Source organism: Yoonia sp. (genome assembly GCF_017854565.1).
In the GTDB taxonomy this organism is placed as follows: Bacteria; Pseudomonadota; Alphaproteobacteria; order Rhodobacterales; family Rhodobacteraceae; genus Yoonia.
Genome location: NZ_JAFMHJ010000001.1, coordinates 129,034 through 151,713, shown reverse-complemented (window position 1 = coordinate 151,713; position 22,680 = coordinate 129,034). Strand labels below are relative to the sequence as shown.

General features: G+C 57.7%; 22 protein-coding genes. 12 read left to right on the top strand and 10 right to left on the bottom strand.

Annotated elements, in window-relative coordinates; translation table 11 throughout:
* Positions 1 to 18 precede the first annotated feature (18 nt).
* From QZ196_RS00785 to QZ196_RS00755, 7 genes are all read right to left on the bottom strand, one after another.
* Positions 19 to 381, bottom strand: coding sequence for a hypothetical protein (locus QZ196_RS00785; RefSeq protein ID WP_296422862.1), 363 nt, complete (start codon positions 379 to 381; stop codon positions 19 to 21).
* Positions 382 to 466: 85 nt separating this feature from the next.
* Complete coding sequence (locus QZ196_RS00780; RefSeq protein ID WP_296422860.1) at positions 467 to 1,336, bottom strand: dynamin family protein; 870 nt, start codon at positions 1,334 to 1,336, stop codon at positions 467 to 469.
* Positions 1,336 to 3,420, bottom strand: a complete 2,085-nt coding sequence (locus QZ196_RS00775) for a dynamin family protein (RefSeq protein WP_296422858.1) — start codon at positions 3,418 to 3,420, stop codon at positions 1,336 to 1,338. The genes QZ196_RS00780 and QZ196_RS00775 overlap by 1 nt, the downstream gene beginning before the upstream one ends.
* Positions 3,421 to 3,578: 158 nt before the next feature.
* Positions 3,579 to 4,907, bottom strand: coding sequence for a hypothetical protein (locus QZ196_RS00770; RefSeq protein ID WP_296422856.1), 1,329 nt, complete (start codon positions 4,905 to 4,907; stop codon positions 3,579 to 3,581).
* A complete protein-coding gene (locus QZ196_RS00765) occupies positions 4,907 to 5,989 on the bottom strand; it encodes a protein phosphatase 2C domain-containing protein (protein ID WP_296422854.1) in 1,083 nt (360 codons plus the stop codon). The genes QZ196_RS00770 and QZ196_RS00765 overlap by 1 nt, the downstream gene beginning before the upstream one ends.
* On the bottom strand, positions 5,973 to 6,797 hold the full coding sequence (locus tag QZ196_RS00760; RefSeq protein ID WP_296422852.1) for an FHA domain-containing protein: 825 nt from the start codon (positions 6,795 to 6,797) through the stop codon (positions 5,973 to 5,975). Before QZ196_RS00760 ends, QZ196_RS00765 begins: the two co-directional genes overlap by 17 nt.
* Positions 6,798 to 6,856: 59 nt before the next feature.
* The gene (locus tag QZ196_RS00755) at positions 6,857 to 9,079 is read right to left on the bottom strand and encodes a serine/threonine protein kinase (protein WP_296422850.1); all 2,223 of its coding nucleotides are present in this window, start codon (positions 9,077 to 9,079) and stop codon (positions 6,857 to 6,859) included.
* A 465-nt stretch (positions 9,080 to 9,544) separates the two neighbouring features.
* Between QZ196_RS00755 and QZ196_RS00750 the strand changes: the two genes are divergently transcribed.
* A complete protein-coding gene (locus tag QZ196_RS00750) occupies positions 9,545 to 10,516 on the top strand; it encodes a glyceraldehyde 3-phosphate dehydrogenase NAD-binding domain-containing protein (RefSeq protein ID WP_296422848.1) in 972 nt (323 codons plus the stop codon).
* Here the strand turns inward: QZ196_RS00750 and QZ196_RS00745 are convergent.
* Positions 10,513 to 11,349 carry a sterol desaturase family protein gene (locus tag QZ196_RS00745; RefSeq protein ID WP_296422846.1) on the bottom strand — a complete coding sequence of 279 codons (837 nt, stop codon included), beginning with the start codon at positions 11,347 to 11,349 and terminating at the stop codon, positions 10,513 to 10,515. The genes QZ196_RS00750 and QZ196_RS00745 overlap by 4 nt on opposite strands.
* A gap of 236 nt (positions 11,350 to 11,585) precedes the next feature.
* On the opposite strand from QZ196_RS00745, the gene QZ196_RS00740 reads away from it, so the two are divergent.
* From QZ196_RS00740 to QZ196_RS00705, 8 genes are all read left to right on the top strand, one after another.
* Positions 11,586 to 12,512, top strand: coding sequence for an ABC transporter ATP-binding protein (locus QZ196_RS00740; RefSeq protein WP_296422844.1), 927 nt, complete (start codon positions 11,586 to 11,588; stop codon positions 12,510 to 12,512).
* Positions 12,509 to 13,270: an ABC transporter permease gene (locus tag QZ196_RS00735; protein WP_296422842.1), complete on the top strand. Its 762-nt coding sequence runs from the start codon at positions 12,509 to 12,511 to the stop codon at positions 13,268 to 13,270. Before QZ196_RS00740 ends, QZ196_RS00735 begins: the two co-directional genes overlap by 4 nt.
* A 41-nt stretch (positions 13,271 to 13,311) precedes the next feature.
* The gene (locus tag QZ196_RS00730; protein ID WP_296422840.1) at positions 13,312 to 14,106 is read left to right on the top strand and encodes a S49 family peptidase; all 795 of its coding nucleotides are present in this window, start codon (positions 13,312 to 13,314) and stop codon (positions 14,104 to 14,106) included.
* A 160-nt stretch (positions 14,107 to 14,266) separates the two neighbouring features.
* On the top strand, positions 14,267 to 15,043 hold the full coding sequence (locus QZ196_RS00725) for an SDR family oxidoreductase (protein WP_296422838.1): 777 nt from the start codon (positions 14,267 to 14,269) through the stop codon (positions 15,041 to 15,043).
* 285 nt (positions 15,044 to 15,328) lie between these two features.
* The gene (uvrC, locus tag QZ196_RS00720; protein ID WP_296422835.1) at positions 15,329 to 17,197 is read left to right on the top strand and encodes an excinuclease ABC subunit UvrC; all 1,869 of its coding nucleotides are present in this window, start codon (positions 15,329 to 15,331) and stop codon (positions 17,195 to 17,197) included.
* 102 nt (positions 17,198 to 17,299) lie between these two features.
* On the top strand, positions 17,300 to 17,965 hold the full coding sequence (gene pgsA / locus QZ196_RS00715; protein ID WP_296422833.1) for a CDP-diacylglycerol--glycerol-3-phosphate 3-phosphatidyltransferase: 666 nt from the start codon (positions 17,300 to 17,302) through the stop codon (positions 17,963 to 17,965).
* Positions 17,965 to 18,210 (top strand): molybdopterin converting factor subunit 1, encoded by a 246-nt coding sequence (gene moaD, locus QZ196_RS00710; RefSeq protein WP_296422831.1) that lies wholly within the window; start codon positions 17,965 to 17,967, stop codon positions 18,208 to 18,210. The genes pgsA and moaD overlap by 1 nt, the downstream gene beginning before the upstream one ends.
* Positions 18,211 to 18,651, top strand: a complete 441-nt coding sequence (locus tag QZ196_RS00705) for a molybdenum cofactor biosynthesis protein MoaE (RefSeq protein WP_296422829.1) — start codon at positions 18,211 to 18,213, stop codon at positions 18,649 to 18,651.
* Here QZ196_RS00705 and QZ196_RS00700 read toward each other — a convergent pair.
* Entirely contained in the window at positions 18,637 to 19,221 is a 585-nt protein-coding gene (locus tag QZ196_RS00700; protein ID WP_296422827.1) for a DNA-3-methyladenine glycosylase I, read from the bottom strand. The genes QZ196_RS00705 and QZ196_RS00700 overlap by 15 nt on opposite strands.
* Before the next feature lie 75 nt (positions 19,222 to 19,296).
* On the opposite strand from QZ196_RS00700, the gene QZ196_RS00695 reads away from it, so the two are divergent.
* The 3 genes from QZ196_RS00695 to phbB all read left to right on the top strand — a co-directional run bounded on the left by QZ196_RS00695 (position 19,297) and on the right by phbB (position 22,223).
* Positions 19,297 to 20,103: an EAL domain-containing protein gene (locus QZ196_RS00695; RefSeq protein ID WP_296422825.1), complete on the top strand. Its 807-nt coding sequence runs from the start codon at positions 19,297 to 19,299 to the stop codon at positions 20,101 to 20,103.
* A gap of 151 nt (positions 20,104 to 20,254) precedes the next feature.
* Positions 20,255 to 21,430: an acetyl-CoA C-acetyltransferase gene (locus QZ196_RS00690; RefSeq protein ID WP_296422823.1), complete on the top strand. Its 1,176-nt coding sequence runs from the start codon at positions 20,255 to 20,257 to the stop codon at positions 21,428 to 21,430.
* Positions 21,431 to 21,497: 67 nt separating this feature from the next.
* Positions 21,498 to 22,223 (top strand): acetoacetyl-CoA reductase, encoded by a 726-nt coding sequence (gene phbB / locus QZ196_RS00685; protein WP_296422821.1) that lies wholly within the window; start codon positions 21,498 to 21,500, stop codon positions 22,221 to 22,223.
* Positions 22,224 to 22,444: 221 nt separating this feature from the next.
* Here the strand turns inward: phbB and QZ196_RS00680 are convergent, their stop codons facing one another.
* On the bottom strand, positions 22,445 to 22,612 hold the full coding sequence (locus tag QZ196_RS00680; protein WP_296422820.1) for a YdcH family protein: 168 nt from the start codon (positions 22,610 to 22,612) through the stop codon (positions 22,445 to 22,447).
* Positions 22,613 to 22,680 lie beyond the last annotated feature (68 nt).

Below are 22,680 nucleotides of genomic sequence, written 5' to 3'. Positions count from 1 at the left end.
GGGGCGATCTTCGTCATATCATGCGCCATTGCTGATCTTCTCAAGGCACGGGCGGGCGTCGGACAGAAATGCTGCCACGTCAACGTCAGGTTTGCAGACACAGCACAACACATCCGTCGGTTCTTCAATGGCGCGCAGAAAAATCCGAAGCTGGTTTTTGGTGGCGACAAACGCGGTATTGCTTTCGCTCACGCCCAGTTGCGGCCGCTCGGCGGTTCCCAGCGCAAGCGCGGCTTCTGCGCACAAAATGTCCAGCGTTTCGCGCCGATAGCTTGTGTCCGTACTGGTCACCAGAATCATCTGTGTGGAAAGGTCAGCAAATGCAAGCGTCTCACAGCCCGCAAATTTGCCTTGCAGTGCGTCCAATTCGTCCACAACCATTCTTTGCGCCTGCCGTTTTTTGCCTTCGTTATGCCCTGACTACGTCAAAAAATGCGGTTGTGGAAGCCTGTGAAGAAGCCAGCGTTCAGGAATTGCCCATAATGCGGCCCGCACCGGGTGCAGGCTGCGTATCTGCATTCGTTACAGGACGCGGGCGTGAAGGTCTGTCGCCATCCAATGGCCGTTCGATCCGGCGGGGTTTGACAGGGACCACGACAGGCTCTGGAATGGTCGTCCCATTGGCCACATTATACAATGCCACGCTTGACCGAGCGGCCAGTGCCGATACCGTCTGGATCATGTCGATCAGGTGGTTCACAAAAGGTCCCGCACCGCTGGCGTCCCATTTTTCACCATCGTCGCCTGCCCGCAGGGCCTGCAACAGGGCAATCGGGAAAGTTCCGCCAAACAAACCTTCGGTTTCGCGGCGGACCCGTTTGAACACGCGGCGACGGTCATTATCGGTTGTCAGCTTGTCAAAGCGCGTGATCAGCAGGATAGAATTTTCCCGCACCGCGTCTGGCATTGCGTCCCAAACCGCAGCCTCTGACTGCCGCCATGCTTGGGTGGCATGGGTGCACCAGATCACGGCGTCAACTTCGGCCAGAACACGTTCCCACACGTCGGACGACATATTCGGATCGGAAATGCCGGGAAAATCAATCAGGTCGCACACATCCAGAATATCGCATTCCAAAAATAACCGAATGACGCGGGTTTGTTCGACGGGGATATCTTCCAGCCGGTCAAGCGATACCGGCTCGGTCGTGCCATCGACATCAACCCGGTAAGGCGCGCCGTTGCCATACGACATCCAGACCGGGGAAAGCCGCGTCGCCGTTACCTTTTCAGGCAGCGGACGGGCGCCCAGCAGCAGGTTGGACAGCGTGCTTTTGCCCGCACTGAATTCGCCCATCAGGGCGATGCGTGGTTTGCGTGGACCCTCGGCGGACATTACGCTGCTCCTCGTTCTGCCGCAGCGGCGCCATCGCTGAGTTCCTCAAAGATAAAATCGAACAGCTCTTCGCGTTCCTGCTGGGCCGTGATGCCGAAAATATCCTTTAAATCATCCACGCCAATGTTGGATTTATCGCTGATATCGGTCAGGAACCCGCGCTGTTCTGCCAGAAATTCGCGCAATTCGTTTTCGGCCATGGCGCGGATATCACCGGCCTGCCGGACCTTCAGTTCATCCACAATCGGTGCTGTTTCCGCTTCGATCAGGTCATAGAACCCGCTGGCAAACGCGCGATAGCCTTTTCGGCGCTTCCACCAGCCCTTCCACCATGAATTTTGAAGATCAAGCGCGATCGTCTGCCCCAGTGACACCGGTGCCGGGACTTCCGGAGCTGCGGGCGGCGTGATCGAGAAATTCTCGACCGACACACCAAAGGCAGTGCGATAGGTGTTCGCCAGATCTGCCGCCGCACTTGCGAAAACCTGTTCACAGGTCGATGTCACGTTGCGCCGCATCACCTGATAGCTGGTGCGCAGCAGCATCCGCAGCCCGTCCGGACTGTATTGCCAAACCTGATCTTCGCCGTTCGTTTCCAGATGTTGCAGCAGCGATTCCAGCGCGCGGTCCAGAAACCGTTTGTGCGATTGATCGACCCGGGACCCGAATTGTTGGAACACGATATCCAGACGATCATTCAGGAACTTCAGATTGTCAGCTTCCAGTTTGTCCAGATGCGTGATCAGCTCTGCATGTGGCATGACCTCGACCTTGTCGCCTTCAAGGCGCATGGATACGACGGAATTTGACGCACGCACACCGCCCACGAGGTTCAGCGCGCGTTTGCGCGACGCTGTCAAAATCTCGGCACCGGGGCCTTCGGTGATCCGCACGGCCAATGCCGCAAATAGCTGTGGCAGGCCGGACAAATGCCAAACCAGTTCATTGGTTTCCATGCCTGCGGTTTCTGCATTCAACGATGCCTCGGCCCAGTTGAACATCGCTTCTGCGCTTTCCGCGACGATATCGTCCAGGTTTTTCGACAATGCAATGTTGGCCCAATAGGCACTGCCGAAAATGACTTGCGGGTTCTCGGGGCCGTTGTGCGTGGCCAGGGTTGCCAGAATGCTTTCGCGGATTTCGGGGACCTGTTCGGCGGGGTTCGACAATTCGTCGATCCGGTTCACAAAGATGACAACCTCACGCGATTTCACGTTTGCGATCAGCCGGATCAGGCCCATGTCCATGGAACTAAGCGCCTGATGCGCCGACAGAACCACCACGCAGATGCGGCTGTCGCGCAGCGCGTTGATCGTGATCTGTTCGCGCATCATAAAGGTGTCGTTGACGCCGGGCGTGTCGCGCAGGCACATCGGCATCGGAATGGCGTCGGCGCTCAGATACAGATCGGCGGATTTGGTAATATCGGCAAAGCGGCCCTGCTGGGTCTCTTCATCCAGATCCTCGAAATCATCGCCCATACAGACATAGCGCTGGACCAGATCGTCGTTGATATCGGCGTAATTGTGTTTTTGGCCTAAAAGCAGCTCGAACTTGCGCCCAAGCCGTTGTTTGGTCTTTTCGCGCATTTCGGCAATCTGTTCGCGGACTTTGCGCAGTTCATCGTCGGCACCCGCGCGGCTGGAAAGCTCTCCGATTCGGCCACCATTTTCGACCAGATGATCCCATTCGTTCTGGCTGAAAAACTGAAACGTCGCCGTCGGCGCATCCACTGGCAGCGGCGCGTTCAGGTGCAGCGACGTCACAACAGACGTCCACGGGTTCACGTCCGCAGGCAACAGTTCGGGGCGCCCGACCATCGCATTGACCAGCGATGTCTTGCCCGACTTGATCTGCCCAATCATGGTGATGCTTGGCTCAAATGATCGTAACTGCTTGATAAGCTTCACAGCTTTCTTTTCGGCATCGGCCCCGCCAAGTTTCACGACATCAGCCAGCGTCAGCTCCAGATCGCTGATTTCATCATGAAACTCGTCAAGCTTTTCAAGGCCAAGCCGCATGAATGGGTGGTGCGCTGCAGGAACTTTGTAGCCGTCCCCTTTGGTCAGCTCTTCCATCTTCATTCTTGTCCGTCCTCAATTCTTATTGGTACTACCCTTATCATCTGTCTGCCCCTTCGACAAATGAGAGACATACACTGGGTTTATTGCGATTATCGGAACAGAGCAGCACGGCAAAAATGTGGCGCTGTGTTCACAAGTTCTTATGCTGTTGCCAAAGGTTACGCCGCCAACTCCGCCTGCAACTCATGTTTGATCTGTATCATCAAACTTACCGCCTCGACAGCGGCGCTGTCGCTTTTTTCCATCTGCATCAGTTGCACCAGATCCGATGCGTCCATCGCAGCGGCGCGCGCGCGGTCCAGCGCGGGGTCGCCCTCATGGCCGTGTTCATTCAGGTAATCGCTAAGCCAGAGTATATGCGCGACAGATTCCGCCATGATCCGCGCCGGGGCTGCGTCGCCCTCTTTCTCGGCCAGCGCAACCATGGCAAGGCTTTGCGTCGCGATATAGGCCAGAACCTGCTCATAAGCATCGCGTGTCGCGGGCTGCAAGCCGGTCACATTGATTGGCGCGGCCACCGGGGCAGGCCGTGCCGCCTGGACCTGCGGTTTCGGCGGCGGCGATTTGGCCGTTGGAACGATTGTGATCGCTGGTTTCTTGACCGGCTGCGCAGGCTCTGCAACGGGTGCCGCTGGCGGCGGTGCGCTGCTGGTTGCGGGGGTCAGCACATCGGCATGCTGTCGCAGCAGCATTTCGGCCATATCCAAGGCGGACTGACGGCCCTGATCAACCTGCTTCAGCACCGCCGAGATCAGGGCAAGACCGCCACTGTTGCGCATCTTGGTTTTGTCCACCGTCCCATCGGGCTTGCGGGCGGCCAGCGCGTCGGCGGTCGCAATGGGCAATATCTGTTTGAACTCATGCTTGGCGACACCCTGCACGGCTTGCAGTGTCGTCTCCAATTGGCCATCAGCCTTCGACAGGTCCGCCTTTGTCAACATCAGGAACCCGTGGTCCTTGATGATGTCGGGCATCTGCGCCCACAGCGTTTGCTCTGTCACGTTGAATGTCTGGGTACACCACAATGCGACGTCACTGCGCTTGGCGGCCCATTGGCTGGCGCGATGCATCGCCGTGGCCTCCGCCGGTGCAACGACCTCAAGCACGGAAATCTTGCCCAGGGCGGGCAATGGCAGGTGCATTTCGACAAACGCCGGCGCAAGCGCCGCGATCTGTTCGCCATCCGCATGGGGCAACGTCACCTTGGACCCGTCGGCCAACGTGCAGATCGTCTGCGGTGTGTCGCCATGCGACAGCTCCAGCGTCGGCAGCCGTACACCCTCGGGCAGCACATTTGCGCCGACCAACAGGTTCATCAGCGTTGATTTTCCGGACCCCGGCATGCCCATCAGGCCAATGCGCACGGGTTTCTTGAGCCGCGCAAGCAGTTGTTCCGCACGGTCCTGCACGTTGGCAGGCAGCTGGCGTGACGCCACTGCCTGCTCAAGTTTTTCTTGAACTTTGTTCCCCACCGACTGATTCGACATTACTTACCTCCGGCGGCTATCTTAGCCGGCGGCGCTGCCTCATCAACCTCCTGTGTCCTTGTGTTCATGTCATCGCGCGGGCCAACTGACTTGACTGGCCGCACTTCCTTGATCGCTGGCGGCAACTTTCCGCGCTGTGCCGGATCGACAGTGCCTCTGTACATGGCTGCATCCTCGGCAACGATCCTGTCGTCATTCGCAAAATCTTCCTGCTTGACCACACGGGTAATGGTCGATGTGTGGGTTTCAATATGTCCCACAGGCTTGGCGCGGATGGCGCGGATGACCGGCTTGTTGTGGTTCAGCTTGATGACCGAAAACGTGCAGTTATCCTGATCGGGGTCGGCCAATGCCTCAATCGCCTCAAGCAGATATCCGGCGATTTCAGCACTCTTGCGGCGGCGATACCGGTGCAGGATCTTCTGGATATGCGGCTCTTCGAGATATTGAAGCCCGTCACTGGACACCACGACAATATCACCGACCTGCAACTCGAACGGGGTCCGTGGGCAGTCAGACTTGGCCACGCGTTCGCCCAGGATCACCGAGGTCAGACAGTTCCGGTCCGGGTGGTTCTTGCCTGCAATCGGGTCCAGCAAACCGGACTTTACCATAAAGTCGATCTGCGGTGCCATCGAATGGTCTTCGTTCAACTGCTTCAGCTTGCCTCCGCGGAAGTGATAAAGCGGCGAGTCGCCAACCGACATCCAGAACATCCGGTTTTCGATCAACACCAGCGAAACAAGGGTCGCACCCATGCCGCGTGTGTCAGGGTTTTCCTTGACGTGTTGGCGGACACAGTTGTTTGCATTGACCGCTGCCGCCGTCAGGAACTGCGGGATTTCCATTTCGAAATCCGTAAAGTTCGCGCTTTGAAACTTCAGCTCGCTATAGACTTCGGTGACCACGATCTTGCTGGCCACGTCGCCCGCAGCATGGCCGCCCATGCCATCGGCTAAAACCACCACGCCACTGTCCGACCCAAAGGGAAAATCGGTGACAATTGCGTCTTCTTGATAATCACGTCCACCCTGACAGATCGCCGAAGCGACATCAAAACGCGGTTCAGGCGATCGCCACATCTTCGTCCTCCCCGGTCGAACCATCGGTCCAGCTGAATGTCTGGTCACATAGCGCGACAAAGTGCAGCACCGTTTCACCGATGCGAATAAGATCGCCGGTCTTGATCGGCTCGTTGCTGATCAGCGGCTTCTTGTTCAGACGCACGATATTCGACTTGCCGCCATGCCCCAGCAAGAATTCCTTGCTTTCGGGGTCGTAAACGATGGCCGCATGGTTCGTGCGCGAAATCGAATTATCGCCAAAATCAAGCTGAATGGCCTGATCTTCGCCGCGACCGATCTGCGACATGCCTGTCATGAGCGAGAAAGTCTCGCCACGGCCCGGACCCTCGATCACAACGATCCAGCCCACTGGGAACTTGACGCGCTGCGTTGGGGCCGCCTTGGGGGCATCGTTGAACAGGTCGACAACATCACCGTCCGACTTTTCAAAACCAATCAGCCGGGTCTTGGTCCGACGTGACCGTGCCGCCGACCGGGACGCCGCAGCAGATGCCGCCGCTGGCGAGGCCGAAGGCAGTTCGGGCGCGATCTCCGGCAACTCGCTTGATGTGCCATCGTCGTCCATGTCCCAGATGTTCATCGCCGGTGCCGGCGCTTCCTGGGCATTCACCTTGGCGCTGATATTGGTCAGGATGTCGCTGACGCCTTTTTCGGCGGTCCCTGCCCGGCGCTGTATGGCCTGCTGATCATCGGCCAGGGCGCCAATCGTATCGCGATACGATTGCTCTAAAGCGTCTTGGCTGCTTATCGCGCGCGCGTCCGAAACGCGGCGCTTTCTACCAAAGATTGCACGAATGAAATTCATGTTACCTACCTTCCAGTTTACGGCACAGATGCGGCCTCATATGCCGTTGTCGCCGTTGTTTAGTTTTCGCTGCCTGCATAGCTCAGCGACGCAACCCACATGCTGCCCTCGCGCTGTACGGCAAACATGAACTGTTCCGTCCCGTTGTCGATTTCGCGATTGAGGATGTCAAACAGTGACTCACGCTGTGCGATGTTTTCCGATGTGGGGATGTACGATGTCATCACGTCACCGATCCGCAGATCACCAGCCGCATCTGCCGGCACAGCCACGACCGACGTCTGCCAATCCGACCCGGATCTTGTGGTTTGGAAGCGTACACCGCTCGACAATGCGATTTCATCGACAACTTGCAGCCTCCAGCTATGTGCGCCGGTTGCGCCCGATGCCGGGTCCAGCGTGCCGAACGTCACTTCGATTGTGTCCGTCGGAGCGGGTGAAACGGTGTTGCGCAATATCGCTGAGATTTCCGCGATATTCTCAATCGGTATGCCGTTGACGGAGGTGATCATCAAACCTTCGCTCACCCATACCGGGGAAACGGCGCCAACCTGACCGATCGTGTTGGACTCTGCAGAGGCTGCGTCAAACGGCAGTAACACCGCCCACCTTTTCGCGACATCTGCGGTCGGCAGCTCATTGCCGGGGGTAATCGCGGCAATGTCAACCTCTGGACCGGTGCCCACCGCCGCAATCGCGTCTGGTGTCGCTGGAAAATCCAGATCAGCCGTTTGCGTATCCGCAGACGGACCGTTCCCGGTCTGATCGGGGAAATCCGCACCCGCGACAGGTTCTGCCACAACGGGGCGTGGAGTTTCCACAGGCTCTGGCAGGGGCGGTGCAACCGGCTCTGGAAGGGCGGCAACCTCGATGTTTTGTGGGCGCGTGGTCGGGCGCAATTGCTCTGGCGCGACGTCGTCAACAATTACCGGGCCGCCGACGATCACGGGCGCTGGGGCATCCACGATGACCGGCGCGGCATCTTCAACGATGACAGGCGCGGGCGGTGTTTCAACAGGCGCCGGTTCCGCAATGATAACGGGCGCAGGCACAACGGCTTCCGGCTCTGCTATGGCGACTGCAACATCATCCGTTGCGGCGATGGATGGCTCTGGCAGTGCCGCAGTGGTTGGTGCAGCGGTTGGTGCAGTGGTTGGTGCGGTGCTTGTCGCAACGGCTGGTGCCGGTGTGGCGGCATCTTGGCCGCCGGTCATGGTCATCACGCCGACGCCGATCAACAGTGCAACCGCCGCGGCGGAGCCAAGCAACAACGGCATCTTGGATTTCGGCGCTTCAGCATGGACAGCCGCAGTCGGCACAGCGCCGCCAACATTCAGTGGCGTCACATTGCCCTGATTGCCATCCATCATGTCCAGCCACTCTTTGGCGGACTGCAGGCGATCCTTCGGCAAGACGCACAGCGCCTTGTCGATGGCGGCCAGAAAATCATCTTCGTACTCTGGGAACCGACCGGCAAGCGGCACGTAGGGATCGGGCTCGGCCGATGCGATGGCGGCCAGACGCGCCTGACTGTTTGGCGGCACCTCCATCGCGATCAGATGGTGGAATGACGCGGCCAACGCATAAAGATCACTGCTGGGGCTTTGCGCGCTGCCGGCAATATAGAATTCCTGCGGGGAATAACCGTCCTTGACCACCCGCAGCGCCGACAGAACGCGGCTTTGCTTCGTCGCTTCTTCACGCGCGGCGCCAAAGTCGATCAGAACCGGGTGGAACGACTTGTTGATCAAAATGTTATCGGGCGAAATATCACGGTGCAGAATGCCCTGATCGTGGATGAAACCAATCGCACCCAGAACTTCCTTCAAGATGGCCTTGATCTGCGTCGGTGTCAGGCCGTGGTTCGGATCTTCGATCGTATCCAGCAAATCGCGCCCCTCGACAAAGTCGAGCGCCATATAAGCGGTGTCGTTATCCTCGAATACCTGATGCACGCCAACGATATTGGGGTGGCTCAGCTTGGACAGGCTGCGGGCCTCCTGGACGAACAGGCGGACAATCGACTTCAGCTCATTCTGGTGGGCACGCGACCGGGCCTGCACAATGTACCGGCTGCGGCGACAAAAGGCGCCGGGAAAACATTCCTTGATCACGATCTTGCGGTCAAGACTGTCACGGGCAAGGTATGTAATACCAAAACCGCCCGCGTTCAGGAAGCTTTCAATCGTGTACTGCCCGTGCATCAACTTTGTGCCCGGCTTCAGCTCATCGACAAAGCCTTCCCCCTCGTCTGTGTTTTCGGTCACCTGTGGCTTAGCCATCTCAACATCCAGCTCTCAAACTCTTGGTGGCTCAACGGATTTCCGCCTGCCCACGTTTTCTAGTCTCATCAAAATTGGGCCAAAAAGTGACGCCAACTTGTTGTTTAGTGGCCGTTAATCCCGATTATTCACCACCATTACCGCCTAATGCCGAAACAGTGCTAGGCATTTTTTGGCTGATTACCAGTGATAACCGATGCTTTCACCGTCAAATTGCGTTTGTGCATCTTGCGTAGGCAAGCATTTGATCATGAACATGAAAAATTCGGTTGCGGCCGCAGGAGCCGGATCAGACTCACACTATCTTAACCCGCGTCGGTACCGATTCTCTCGTTTATGGATCGTTCCGGCCCCCTGATTCCCGACGTTGCGGTGCATATAACGGTTTCAGAGCCCGGTTTGAAACCCGGCTTGTCGCCGCCTGCATTAAGGTGCAGCATCGCGTCCGCAGGGCAGAGGGCAATTATGACACGGGTATTCATCAACGGGTTTGGCCGGATCGGTCGTACCGTCTTGCGGGCATGGACAAAAGGCGCGTGGCCAGAGATTGACATCGTGGGCATAAATGACATCGCCGCCCCCGACCTGTGCGCGCATCTGTTCGCATATGACAGCGTCTTCGGGCCATTTCCCGGCAGCGCCGAACACGAAAACGGCGCGCTGGTGATCGACGGCCATGCAATCCCTTTTTACCGCAGCGAAGACGCAAGCACGCTGGACCTGTCCGGCGTTGATCTGGTGCTGGAATGCACCGGCAAGGCCAACAGCCGCGACATCGCGGAACGTGGCCTGCGCGCGGGGGCCAGACGTATCCTTATTTCCGGCCCGTCCGACGCGGCCGATCTGACCATGGTGCTGGGTGCCAACGAAGTCCTGCTTGCCGATCAGACCATCGTGTCCAATGCGTCCTGCACCACCAATGCGCTGGCCCCTCTGGTCCGGTTGCTGGACGATACATGGGGCCTGCAAACCGGCTGGATGACGACGATCCACTGCTATACCGGCAGCCAGCCCACGATTGACGCACCCCGTGGCGACATGCTGCGCAGTCGGGCTGCGGCCCTGTCGATGGTGCCCACGACCACATCGGCGCAACAATTGCTGAATCTGGTCCTGCCCGGCATCGCGGGCCGGATCGAGGCGGCAGCGGTGCGTGTCCCTGTTGCCTCCGTCTCGGCGGTGGATCTGACCGTGATGCTAAACGCCGCGCCGACGTTGGACGCCTTGCACCACGTGATCCGTCAACAATCCGGCGTCATCGGCCATACCGACAAACTGCTGGTGTCCTCGGACCTGCGCGCGCGGCCCGAAAGCCTGATCGTCTCGCTGCCTGAAACACGCGTCACGCAGGGCGGCTTGGTGCGGGTGTTCGGCTGGTACGACAACGAATGGGGCTTTTCGTGCCGGATGCTGGATGTGGCCCGCATGATGGCCTAGCGCGGGGCGGGTTTCACAGGGTCGCCCGACGCGGGGCCTATGACCGGCTGGATCAGCATCTTATCAAGCCAAAGATCGCGCGGCGTGCGAAACTGTTCGATTCCGATCACCATATCATCGTGCCCGTCGCGGGGCTGGGCAATATATGTGCCCAGCAACCTGTCCCACCACGGCACGCTGAATCCAAAGTTGCTGTTTGTCTCGTCGCGATAGATCGAATGATGGACCCGGTGCATATCCGGCGTCACCAGAAACAGGCGCAGCACCGCATCAACCCGACCCGGCAACCGGATGTTGGCATGATTGAACAGCGATGTGCCGTTCAGCAAAACCTCGAACAGCAACACCGCAATCGCGGGCGGGCCAAGCGCGGCAACAACGCCCAGCTTGATCGCCATCGACGCAAGTATTTCAACGGGATGAAACCGCAGTCCCGTTGTGACGTCAAATTCCAGATCCGCATGGTGCATCCGGTGCAGGCGCCACAGGCCCGGAACCGCATGAAACATCACATGTTGCAGGTAAATCGCCAGATCAAGCACCAGTATCGCCAGCACAACCTTGACCCAGCCGGGCAGGGTGACAATCTGAAACAGGCCCCAGCCCTTGTCCTGCGCGATCACGGCAAGACCGACCGCCAGCGTCGGAAAGGCCAGCCGCACCAGCATCGTGTCGATCACGACCAGCGCCAGATTATTCGACCAGCGAATAAACCGTGGGATTTCCATGCGACGGCGTGGGGCGATCACCTCCCAGACGGCCATCGCGATCAGCAGGCCGAAAAACACGGCCAGCCGCACGGTGGGTTCGTTTTGCAAAAGGGACTGTGTCATCGCGACTCCAGGGCGCGGGGCGCGCGCATACGTTATACTACGCCATTGCGCAGGGTTCGCCTAGGGTGCCGCGCCCTGACCGCTGATGTGTTCCCGCGACACATCGCCCGCGCCGGTTTGGGCATATCGTGTACGTACGCTGTCTGTACGGCTTGCGTACGCCCGCTTGCGACGTGCCCTTTCCCTTTGCGGTCCCGCGGACTAGGTTCGCGCCAACAAGCCAAAGGTCCCCCCCCATGCCCACAATCGTTTCCGTCCAAAACCTGCGCAAAGCCTACGCCTCGGGTTTTGAGGCTCTCAAAGGTGTCAACCTTGAGATCGAAGAAGGCGAAATACTTGCGCTTCTAGGTCCCAATGGTGCCGGGAAAACTACTTTGATATCAACCATTTGCGGCATCACTGTGCCGACCTCTGGCAGCGTCACCGTCGGTGGCCACGACACCCGGACCGCGTTTCGCGCAGCGCGCAATCTGATCGGGCTGGTGCCGCAGGAAATCAACCTTGAACCGTTCGAAACCGTCTTTAACTCTGTTCGCTTTTCGCGTGGCCTGTTCGGCAAGCCGCGCAATGACGCCTATATCGACAAAGTGCTGGACCAGCTGTCCCTGATCGACAAAAAACATAGTAAAATCATGACCTTGTCTGGTGGAATGAAGCGGCGGGTGCTGATCGCCAAGGCGCTATCCCACGAACCCCGCGTGCTGTTTCTCGACGAACCCACCGCCGGTGTCGACGTCGAGCTGCGCAAAGATATGTGGGAAGTCGTCGCCGGGCTAAAGGCTTCTGGTGTAACGATAATTTTGACGACGCATTACATCGAAGAGGCCGAAGCCATCGCCGACCGCGTCGGCGTCATCAACAAAGGCGAGATTTTGTTGGTGCAAGACAAGGCCGAGTTGATGGCCCAAATGGGCCGCAAGCAGTTGCAGATCGAATTGGCCGAAGCCATTGACGAAATCCCTAAGGGATTGAAATCATATGATTTAGCACGCGCTAACGACGGTTTACACCTGACCTACAGCTACGACACCAAAGGCGAGCGGACAGGCATCACAACCCTGCTCAATGACCTCGCGGCCAGCGGGTTGAAAATGAAAGACCTCCAGACCAAGCAAAGCAGCCTCGAAGACATCTTTGTCGGTCTCGTAAAGGAACAGGCATGAACTATACCGCCGTAAAGTCCATTTATATCTTTGAAATGGCACGCTTTTTCCGAACAATCATGCAAAGCTTGATCTCTCCGGTCTTGTCCACATCGCTGTATTTTGTCGTCTTTGGCGCGGCCATCGGCAGCCGGATCGAACAGGTCGAAGGCGTCAGCTATGGCGCCTTTATCGTGCCGGGCCTGATCATGCTGTCGGTGATGACGCAGGCCACCACCAACGCAAGCTTTGGCATCTACTTTCCCAAGTTCATCGGGACGATCTACGAACTCCTCTCGGCTCCGGTAAACTTTCTTGAAATCACAATGGGTTACGTGGGTGCCGCCGCGACGAAGGCGATGTTCATCGGACTGGTCATCCTGACCACCGCCTACTTTTTTGTGGACATCCAAATCGCGCATCCGTTTGCAATGTTCGCCTTTTTGACGCTGACCTGCATCAGCTTTTCACTGCTGGGGTTCATCATCGGTATCTGGGCCGGGAATTTCGAACAGCTGCAGCTTATCCCGCTGCTGATCATCACGCCGCTGGTCTTCTTGGGTGGATCCTTCTACTCAATCTCGATGCTGCCGCCAGTCTGGCAAACGATCACATTGTTCAATCCGGTCGTCTATTTGATCAGCGGGTTCCGCTGGGCGTTCTTTGGTACCGCCGACGTATCAATCGGCCTCTCCTTGTGCGCTATTGCCTTGTTCACTGGTATTTGTCTGACGGCAATCTGGTGGATATTCCGCACCGGCTGGCGCATCCGGCAATAACGCACCTTGTGCCCAGCGCAGCACGGCCTAAATGGTAGAAAATGAAACGCTTTATTCCCTTCGTCACCTCTGACCCCGTCGTCGCCGTGATCCGCCTGCAAGGCGCGATTGCCAACAGTGGTCGTGGCCTTGATAACCCCGGCCTTGCGCCGGTGATTGAAAAGGCATTTAGCCGCGGCAAACCTGCCGCTGTCGCACTTGAAATAAACTGCCCCGGTGGATCGCCTGTGCAATCGTCACTGATAGCCTCTCGGATCAGGCGGCTAGCCGACGAAAAGAAAATCCCCGTTTTCGCCTTCGTCGAAGATGTCGCGGCATCGGGCGGTTACTGGCTGGCCTGCGCCGCAGACGAGATTTTTGTCGATGCGTGTTCCATCACAGGCTCCATCGGTGTGATCAGCTCTGGTTTTGGCGCGCATGAGGCGATTGCCAACTATGGTATCGAACGCCGTGTGCATACGTCGGGCAAATCCAAATCAATGCTCGACCCGTTTAAAAAGCAAGATCCGGCCGACGTGACCAAGCTCAAAGGCTGGCTAGAGGATTTGCACGCCACTTTCATCGCCTACGTACAATCGCGGCGCGGTCTGAAACTGGCCGACAACCCTGACTTGTTCACGGGAGAGGTGTTTATAGGACAAAGAGGCATTGATGCGGGCCTTGTCGATGGGATCGGTCATCTTGTCCCGACCATGAAACAACGCTTTGGCGACAATGTGCGGTTCCGTCGCTACGACCAGAAACGCCCGCTGCTGGCCCGTTTCGGTGCGCAGATTGTGGGTAATACAGTTGCCGGTATTGATGAACGTGCGGCCTTCGCAAGGTATGGCCTGTGATTATCAAGTCGGTCTTTCTGTTCCTCGCCTTCATCGGCGTGCTTGGCATTTTCGGGAAATGGCGGTTCCCTGGACAGCAGCGGCTGGCCGACGCGAAATGCCCGAAATGCCAGCGTTACCGAATTGGCAAGGGGCCATGCCAGTGTGAAAAGGGCCGACCATGAAGGCACTTGTGACCGGCGCAGGTGCCCGGCTGGGCCGGGCGATGGCGCTTTATCTGGGGCAGCGCGGCTATGATGTTGCCGTGCATTACGCGGATTCCGCCGCCGGTGCCGCCGAGACGGTAGAAGCGTTGCAGAAAATGGGCCGCAAGGCAGTGCCACTTCAGGCGGATCTGCTGCACGAAGACGCCACACAAACCTTGATCGGGCGCGCTGCCGATGCGCTGGGTGGGCCGCTGACCTGCCTGATCAACAATGCGTCCATCTTCGAGCATGACACGGTGGCGACGGCGACGCGGGCCAGTTGGGATCGGCATATGGAGTCCAACCTGCGCGCGCCCTTCGCGCTGACCCAAGGGTTTGCCGCACAGGTCCCTGACCCGCTGACTGACGACATCGGCGAACCGGTAGCGCGCGGGCTGGTCATCAATATGCTGGATCAGCGGGTACATAAACTGACCCCTGAATTCATGAGCTATACGATCGCCAAGATGGGTCTATGGGCCATGACCCGTACCACCGCACAGGCACTGGCACCCCGTGTGCGTGTCAATGGGATAGGTCCGGGGCCAACATTGCAGGGGCATCGGCAGAGCGCAGACCACTTTGCCCGACAGCGGTCTGCGACTGTCCTGAAGCGCGGTGCGAACATTGCCGATATCACCGCCGCACTGGGGTATTTTCTGGATGCGCCAGCCGTCACAGGGCAAATGATCGCTGTTGACGGGGGGCAGCATCTGGCATGGGAAACGCCCGATGTGCTCGGGGTGGAATGACGCAGGGGCAAAGTTGTGCACGTGTCGGGGTGTTGTTCACGAAACCTTTACAATTAGCCGGTTTTTCAATGAGTTAACTGCCTGTAAATAAAAATATACAGCAAATTCAACGGCTTGAAAATGTGCCTTTTTTTTGTGCAAAGTGCTGAACCCTGCCAAATGCAAGGGAAATTTCGCGATCTGCAAGATTAACCCACCGACTTATCCACAGAAAAAGTGGATGCCTTTTCTCTTGTCCCCGCTGCGTTACCATTGCAGCCAACTTAGAATCACAGAAGCGTGCGTATGACAGAGCAGCCAACCACCGCACCCACGACAGGTTATGACCGGATACAGGGGTATTTGCGCACACTTGATGCGTCACCGGGGGTTTACCGGATGCTAGATGCGGACAGTCGGGTACTGTACGTGGGCAAGGCGCGCAACCTGAAGGCGCGCGTCAGCAACTATTCCCGGCCCGGCAATCATGCGCCGCGGATTGCGCGCATGATCCGCGAAACCGCATCAATGATGTTCCTGACCACACGCACCGAGACCGAGGCGCTGCTGCTGGAGCAGAACCTGATCAAGCAGTTGAAGCCGCGCTATAATGTGCTGCTGCGTGACGATAAATCGTTCCCGAATATACTGGTCGCCAAAGGGCACGCTTTTGCGCAGATCAAAAAGCATCGTGGCGCCAAAAAGGAAAAAGGCGACTACTATGGCCCCTTCGCGGGGGCCGGTGCGGTCAATCGTACGCTGAACCAATTGCAGCGCGTGTTTATGCTGCGCAACTGTACCGATAACGATTTTGAGACACGCACACGCCCGTGTCTGCAATACCAGATCAAACGCTGTTCCGGCCCCTGCGTCGGCCTGATCTCAGAGGAAGATTACGCCATAACCGTTCGCGATGCAGAGCGTTTCCTGCAGGGCCGTACCAAAGCGATACAAGAGACGCTGGCAGCGCAGATGCAGGCCGCCTCGGATGGCATGGAATTCGAACGGGCCGCTGCGCTGCGTGATCGGATCAAGGCGCTGACGCAGGTGCAGGGTGTCCAAGGCATCAATCCGCAGAACACGCCCGAGGCCGATGTGATCGCGCTGCATATGGATGGCGGGCAGGCCTGCGTGCAGGTCTTTTTTATCCGGGCCCACCAGAACTGGGGCAATCACGATTATTATCCCCGTATCAGCGGCGATGAGGATATCAGCGAGGTGATGGAAGCCTTTGTCGGGCAGTTCTACGCGACCCGCGAGCCACCCCGCATGCTGATCCTTTCGCATGGTCTTGATAATGACGATCTGATGGCCGATGCGCTGGCCGAAAAGCTGGGCCGCAAGGTTGATATTATAGTGCCGCAGCGGGGTGAAAAGGCGGAACTGGTGCAAGGCGCGCTGCGCAACGCCCGTGAAAGTCTGGCGCGCAAGATGTCCGAAACCGCGACGCAGGGCCGCCTACTGAAAGGGCTGACAGAGGCGTTCGATCTGCCCAAGGTACCCCAGAGGATCGAGGTTTACGACAATTCGCACATTCAAGGCTCCCATGCCGTCGGCGCGATGATCGTGGCCGGACCTGACGGTTTTGACAAGAACCAGTACCGCAAATTCAACATCCGTGGCGATGACCTGACCCCCGGCGATGACTTTGGCATGATGAAAGAGGTGCTGACCCGCCGGTTCCAACGTCTTTTGAAAGAAGACCCTGAACGAACGCTTGGCACGTGGCCTGACCTTTTGCTGATTGATGGCGGGGCCGGGCAGGTGAGTGCGGTGCGCGAGATCATGGAGGCACTGGGTGTCGGCGATATCCCGATGGTTGGTATTGCCAAGGGCGAAGACCGCGACGCGGGAAAAGAAGAGTTTCACCGCACCGGCAAACCCGTGATGGCGCTGCGGCACAATGATCCTGTGTTGTATTTTGTGCAGCGTATGCGGGACGAGGTGCATCGCTTTGCCATTGGGACGCACCGGGCGAAGCGATCAAAGGCAATTGGCGCGACCCCGTTGGACGACGTGCCGGGCGTGGGTGGCACCCGAAAACGCGCGCTACTGGTGCATTTTGGGTCGGCCAAGGCTGTGGCGCGTGCCGATCTTGCCGATCTCAAGGCGGTTGACGGCATATCGGGGAACATGGCCCAGACCATTTATGACTATTTTCATGAAAACGGTTGAGTTGGAAAAGAAATTTGCCTCCGGCGGGGATATTTGTGCTCGGAAGAAGCGGGTAGCATGTCCGTTATAGTCAGCGCCGCAGAAGCGGGTTAGGTAAAGAACATGAGAATGAATGTGCCGAATATCTTGACAATCCTTCGCTTGGCCGCTGCGCCGGGTCTTGTGATCATGTTTTTATACTTTAATCGGCCTTTGGCGGATTGGTTCGCGCTGGTCTTGTTCGTGACGGCCGCGCTGACGGATTTTCTGGATGGGTATCTGGCGCGCGCGTGGAAACAGGAAAGCCGCCTTGGTGCGATGCTCGACCCGATTGCGGACAAGGCGATGGTTGTGATTGCACTGCTTGTCATCACCGGGTTTTCGGGTATGAACCCGCTTATTCTGTTGCCTGCGACACTGATCATGTTCCGCGAAGTCTTTGTGTCTGGCCTGCGGGAATTTTTGGGTGATACGGCTGGTACGCTGAAGGTCACCGTGATGGCAAAATGGAAGACGACGGCGCAGATGGTCGCCATTGCGCTGCTTTTTGCGACTGGCGCTTTTGAACACTATTTTGGGATGCAGGCCATTGGTATGAACGCCGAGATTGTCGAAGGGGTATTGGGCCGGACCATCCCCGACGAAATGGGGCTCTTGTGGAAGTACTATGGTATGGTGGGCAGTTGGTGGGCCGGGATCACGGTATTGTGGGTCGCGGCCATTTTGACGCTGGTGACCGGTTGGGATTATTTCAGCAAGGCGCGCCCCTATCTGAAGGATGTTGGCTGATGAATGTGATGTATTTTGCGTGGGTCCGGGAACGGATTGGTATCCCGCATGAAACGGTGGACAGCGATGCGGCAACCGTGGCTGATTTGGTGGCCGAGCTTGTTGCGCGCGAAGATCGTTATGCTGCCGCGTTTGCTGATGTCAGCGCATTGCGCGTTGCACTGGACCAAGAACTGGCGGCGTTTGACGCGCCGTTGGCAGGTGTGCGCGAAGTGGCGTTTTTTCCACCGATGACTGGTGGTTGAATGACCGTACGCGTCCAGCCAGAGCCGTTCGATGCCGGCGCGGAACTGAATGGTTTTGCGCAAGGTCGCAGTGATGTTGGTGCGATTGTCAGTTTCACCGGTGTTGTCCGCGACGTGGACGGCGGCCTGCGCGAAATGCAAATCGAACACTATCCCGGCATGACCGAGGCGGCGATTGCCGGGATCGTGGCGCAGGCGTGTGAACGCTGGTCGCTGGCGGATGCATTGGTCATCCACCGCCATGGCCCGTTGGCGGTGGGTGCGCCGATCATGATGGTTGCGACCGCAGCTGCGCACCGGGTCGCGGCGTTCGAGGCGGCAGATTTTCTGATGGATTACCTGAAATCCCGCGCGCCGTTCTGGAAAAAAGAAGTGACGGTCAATGGTGCCGAATGGGTCGCCGCCAAGGATGCAGACGAAGACGCGCTAAACCGCTGGTGACCGGGCCAGAGCCGCACATGGGGCATGACGCGGGCAGGTGGTCAGGTGATTGTTGATCAGGCCCGTCGCCTCCATGAAGGCATAGACGATTGTCGGGCCGCAGAATTTGAACCCGGCTTGCTTGAGGTCTTTTGAAATTTGCGCAGAGAGTGGCGATTGTGTCGGCATTTCCGTCCGGTCGGCCAGGCGGGTTTGCAGCGGGGTGCCATCGACGTATCGCCAGAGAAACCGATCAAACCTTTGGTCTGCTTCTATATTTTGCCATGCGCGCGCATTGCTGATTGTCGCTTCTATTTTGCCGCGATGGCGGATAATGCCGGGGTTGGCAAGCAGCCGTGCCACGTCATCCTGATCCCAATTCGCGATTGTATTAGGGTCGAAGTTCGCAAAAGCCGCGCGAAAATTGTCGCGTTTTTTCAGAATCGTGATCCAGCTTAGGCCCGCCTGAAAGCCATCCAAAATCAGTTTTTCCCACAATGCCCGGCTGTCATATTCAGGCACACCCCATTCAGTGTCGTGATAATCAATGTAAATTTGTTCAGGCCCAGCCCAGCCGCAGCGTTCTGTCATTGGTTTCTCCATCGGGGCTTAATCAGTTATTAGCAGGATATGCGCCATCCTGCGGGGGCTTTATGGGACCTGCAAATGTCAAACGCCACGCTAAGCCGCGCCGAAATCGAAGAACAAGCCCTTTTGGATCCGTTGCACTATGCGATGGCCAGCCGCGACGCGGATGTCATGAATTTGGTCCGCGATGCGCTGGCTGCCGGACGGGCCAAGCTGGCGTTCTATCCGATCATCACCGCCGACGCGCAACCGCGGATTGCCTTTTACGAGGGTCTGGTACGGCTGATGGACGATGCTGGCCGGATCATTCCCGCCGCCCATTTCATGCCGCTTATCGAAGAAACCGGGATGGGCCGGCAGATTGACTGTGTCACGCTGGCCCTTGCGCTGAAACTGCTTAGGCAAAAACCGGGCTTGCGGCTGTCGATCAACCTGTCAGCGCGGTCGGTTGGGGATGGCGAATGGCGGCGCATATTGGATCGGGGACTGCGTGATCGGGCCGATCTTGGTGATCGCCTAATATTTGAGATTAGCGAGACATCGGCGATGATGCTGCATGAAATCGTCATTCGGTTCATGACGGAAATGCAACCTAAAGGTGTTGCTTTTGCGTTGGACGGTTTTGGGGCGGGCCTGACGGCATTTCGCCATCTAAAGGATTTCTTCTTTGATCTGGTGAAAATTGACAAAAGTTTTATCCGCAATATTCACAACGACCCCGATAATCAGGTGTTGGCCGAAGCTTTGATTACTGTCGCGCACCAGTTCGAGATGTTCGCCATTGCCGATGGCGTCGAAACCGAGGCAGAGGCGGCGTTCCTGAAACAGATTGGTGTCGATTGCCTGCAGGGCTATCACTATGGCGTGCCCAAGTTCGAACTCTAACAGCATTGCAACCTATACATTTGGGGTGAATCACATTGCCCTAGGCCATTCAACCCAATAAACAAGTGGGTGAGCGGCAGGGGGTTCTGCTCGTGCCCGTTGGGCATATGGTGCCGCCTTGCCATGGGAATAAACCTGAAGGGATCAATCCATGACCAATGTTGTTATCGCATCCGCCGCCCGCACCGCCGTGGGTAGCTTTGGTGGGGCATTTGCCAACACCCCGGCACATGACCTCGGCGCGGCTATTCTGGAAGAGGTGGTAGCGCGTGCTGGCATCGATAAATCTGAAGTCAGTGAAACTATTCTTGGTCAGGTTCTGACCGCCGCCCAAGGCCAAAATCCGGCCCGTCAGGCGCACATTAACGCAGGTCTTCCGATTGAAAGCGCCGCGTGGAGCATTAATCAGGTGTGTGGGTCCGGCCTGCGCGCCGTTGCGCTTGGGGCGCAGCACATCCAATTGGGCGATGCGGCAATTGTTGCGGCCGGTGGCCAGGAAAACATGACGCTCAGCCCCCATGCCGCCAACCTGCGTGCGGGTCATAAAATGGGCGATATGACCTATATCGACACGATGATCCGCGACGGTCTTTGGGATGCATTCAACAACTACCACATGGGGCAGACGGCCGAAAATGTCGCGAACCAGTGGCAGATCACCCGCGATATGCAGGATGAATTCGCTGTTGCCTCGCAGAACAAGGCAGAGGCTGCACAGAAGGCTGGCCGCTTTGCTGATGAAATCGCCGCATTCACGGTGAAAACGCGCAAAGGTGATATCATCATCGATCAGGATGAATACATTCGTCACGGCGCCACGATGGCCGCGATGCAAAAACTGCGCCCGGCGTTTGCCAAAGATGGTTCTGTCACTGCTGCCAACGCATCGGGCCTGAATGATGGTGCTGCTGCAACCCTTTTGATGACAGCCGCCGACGCTGAAAAGCGCGGAATCGAGCATTTGGCCCGTATCGCGTCTTATGCCACCGCAGGGCTTGACCCGTCAATCATGGGCGTGGGCCCGGTGATGGCCAGCCGCAAGGCGCTGGAAAAAGCTGGCTGGACGGTTGCCGACCTTGATCTTGTCGAAGCGAACGAAGCTTTCGCCGCGCAGGCCTGTGCGGTGAACAAAGAGATGGGCTGGGACCCAGCGATCGTGAACGTGAATGGCGGCGCGATTGCGATCGGCCATCCGATCGGCGCGTCGGGATGCCGGGTGCTGAACACACTGCTGTTCGAAATGAAGCGTCGCGGCGCCAAGCGTGGCCTTGCGACACTGTGCATCGGTGGCGGCATGGGCGTTGCAATGTGCGTCGAACGTCCTTGATCCAGACAACGGCGGTGCCGCGCAGGCGCCGCCAGACTTTACAGACGAAAATAACAGGGAGATGACTATGGGACGTGTTGCAATTGTTACTGGCGGTTCGCGCGGAATAGGCGCCGCAATTTCAACCGCACTAAAGGACGCTGGCTATTCCGTTGCTGCGACCTATGCGGGAAATGATGAAAAGGCCGCAGCCTTTACCGCTGAAACCGGCATCAAGACCTATAAATGGGATGTCGGCAGCTATGACGCTTGCGCCGCAGGCATCGCGCAGGTCGAGGCCGATATGGGCCCGATTGAGGTTCTTGTCAACAACGCCGGCATCACCCGCGATGCGCCATTCCACAAGATGACCCCGCAGCAGTGGAAAGAAGTGATCGACACCAACCTGTCCGGTGTTTTCAACATGACGCATCCTGTCTGGCCCGGTATGCGCGAACGCAAATTCGGTCGGGTTATCACGATCAGTTCAATCAATGGGCAAAAGGGCCAATTCGCCCAAACCAACTATGCCGCCGCCAAGGCCGGTGATATTGGCTTTACCAAATCGCTGGCCCAAGAAGGTGCGCGCGCTGGCATCACCGTGAACGTCGTCGCGCCCGGCTATATCAACACCGAGATGATGAGCACGATTCCCGAGAAGGTGATGAACGAAGTGATTCTGCCACAGATCCCCGTTGGGCGTCTTGGCGAAGCATCCGAGATCGCGCGGGTTGTGTTGTTCCTTGCGTCCGACGATGCTGGGTTTGTCACCGGCTCGACCATCTCGGCCAATGGTGGCCAATATATGATCTGATCCGCTTGGCGTCGATCACAGGGCAAGGGCTGCGCGAATACCGCGTGGCCCTTTTCCATAACCGGCCTATACAACGCGTTGCACATCAAACCCGGAGTTTTGCGCGCGTATTTGTTTCTGTCGAATTACGCTGACAGCTACGCGGCTGTGTGCGGAGTTTGCCTGCCGACAGGCGGGGTTAGCGGCACTGGCGTCTGGCGCCAGCGCCAAGGTCTGGAGGCTTAATGCGTGCTGAGGCGCGTAATTTCTTCTTTCAGCATCAGCTTTTGTTTTTTCAGCCGCGCAATGGCGAGGTCATCAGTCGCAGGATTGCGCTGCATCACCTCGACCGATTCCGAGAGGTGTTGGTGCTTCTTCTTCAGTTCCTGCAAATGCGAACTCAAGCTCATGGTGGTCCTCCTCAGGGTTGGTTTGTAAAAGTATTGCAACATATCTGGCGCGGTCTGTCACGCCGCAT

Bases quoted from the DNA above. Each gene is read 5' to 3' on its own strand.
- QZ196_RS00785 (WP_296422862.1), bottom strand. From the start codon at position 381: ATGGTTGTGGACGAATTGGACGCACTGCAAGGCAAATTTGCGGGCTGT.
- QZ196_RS00780 (WP_296422860.1), bottom strand. From the start codon at position 1,336: ATGTCCGCCGAGGGTCCACGCAAACCACGCATCGCCCTGATGGGCGAA.
- QZ196_RS00775 (WP_296422858.1), bottom strand. From the start codon at position 3,420: ATGAAGATGGAAGAGCTGACCAAAGGGGACGGCTACAAAGTTCCTGCA.
- QZ196_RS00770 (WP_296422856.1), bottom strand. From the start codon at position 4,907: ATGTCGAATCAGTCGGTGGGGAACAAAGTTCAAGAAAAACTTGAGCAG.
- QZ196_RS00765 (WP_296422854.1), bottom strand. From the start codon at position 5,989: ATGTGGCGATCGCCTGAACCGCGTTTTGATGTCGCTTCGGCGATCTGT.
- QZ196_RS00760 (WP_296422852.1), bottom strand. From the start codon at position 6,797: ATGAATTTCATTCGTGCAATCTTTGGTAGAAAGCGCCGCGTTTCGGAC.
- QZ196_RS00755 (WP_296422850.1), bottom strand. From the start codon at position 9,079: ATGGCTAAGCCACAGGTGACCGAAAACACAGACGAGGGGGAAGGCTTT.
- QZ196_RS00750 (WP_296422848.1), top strand. From the start codon at position 9,545: ATGACACGGGTATTCATCAACGGGTTTGGCCGGATCGGTCGTACCGTC.
- QZ196_RS00745 (WP_296422846.1), bottom strand. From the start codon at position 11,349: ATGACACAGTCCCTTTTGCAAAACGAACCCACCGTGCGGCTGGCCGTG.
- QZ196_RS00740 (WP_296422844.1), top strand. From the start codon at position 11,586: ATGCCCACAATCGTTTCCGTCCAAAACCTGCGCAAAGCCTACGCCTCG.
- QZ196_RS00735 (WP_296422842.1), top strand. From the start codon at position 12,509: ATGAACTATACCGCCGTAAAGTCCATTTATATCTTTGAAATGGCACGC.
- QZ196_RS00730 (WP_296422840.1), top strand. From the start codon at position 13,312: ATGAAACGCTTTATTCCCTTCGTCACCTCTGACCCCGTCGTCGCCGTG.
- QZ196_RS00725 (WP_296422838.1), top strand. From the start codon at position 14,267: ATGAAGGCACTTGTGACCGGCGCAGGTGCCCGGCTGGGCCGGGCGATG.
- uvrC (WP_296422835.1), top strand. From the start codon at position 15,329: ATGACAGAGCAGCCAACCACCGCACCCACGACAGGTTATGACCGGATA.
- pgsA (WP_296422833.1), top strand. From the start codon at position 17,300: ATGAGAATGAATGTGCCGAATATCTTGACAATCCTTCGCTTGGCCGCT.
- moaD (WP_296422831.1), top strand. From the start codon at position 17,965: ATGAATGTGATGTATTTTGCGTGGGTCCGGGAACGGATTGGTATCCCG.
- QZ196_RS00705 (WP_296422829.1), top strand. From the start codon at position 18,211: ATGACCGTACGCGTCCAGCCAGAGCCGTTCGATGCCGGCGCGGAACTG.
- QZ196_RS00700 (WP_296422827.1), bottom strand. From the start codon at position 19,221: ATGACAGAACGCTGCGGCTGGGCTGGGCCTGAACAAATTTACATTGAT.
- QZ196_RS00695 (WP_296422825.1), top strand. From the start codon at position 19,297: ATGTCAAACGCCACGCTAAGCCGCGCCGAAATCGAAGAACAAGCCCTT.
- QZ196_RS00690 (WP_296422823.1), top strand. From the start codon at position 20,255: ATGACCAATGTTGTTATCGCATCCGCCGCCCGCACCGCCGTGGGTAGC.
- phbB (WP_296422821.1), top strand. From the start codon at position 21,498: ATGGGACGTGTTGCAATTGTTACTGGCGGTTCGCGCGGAATAGGCGCC.
- QZ196_RS00680 (WP_296422820.1), bottom strand. From the start codon at position 22,612: ATGAGCTTGAGTTCGCATTTGCAGGAACTGAAGAAGAAGCACCAACAC.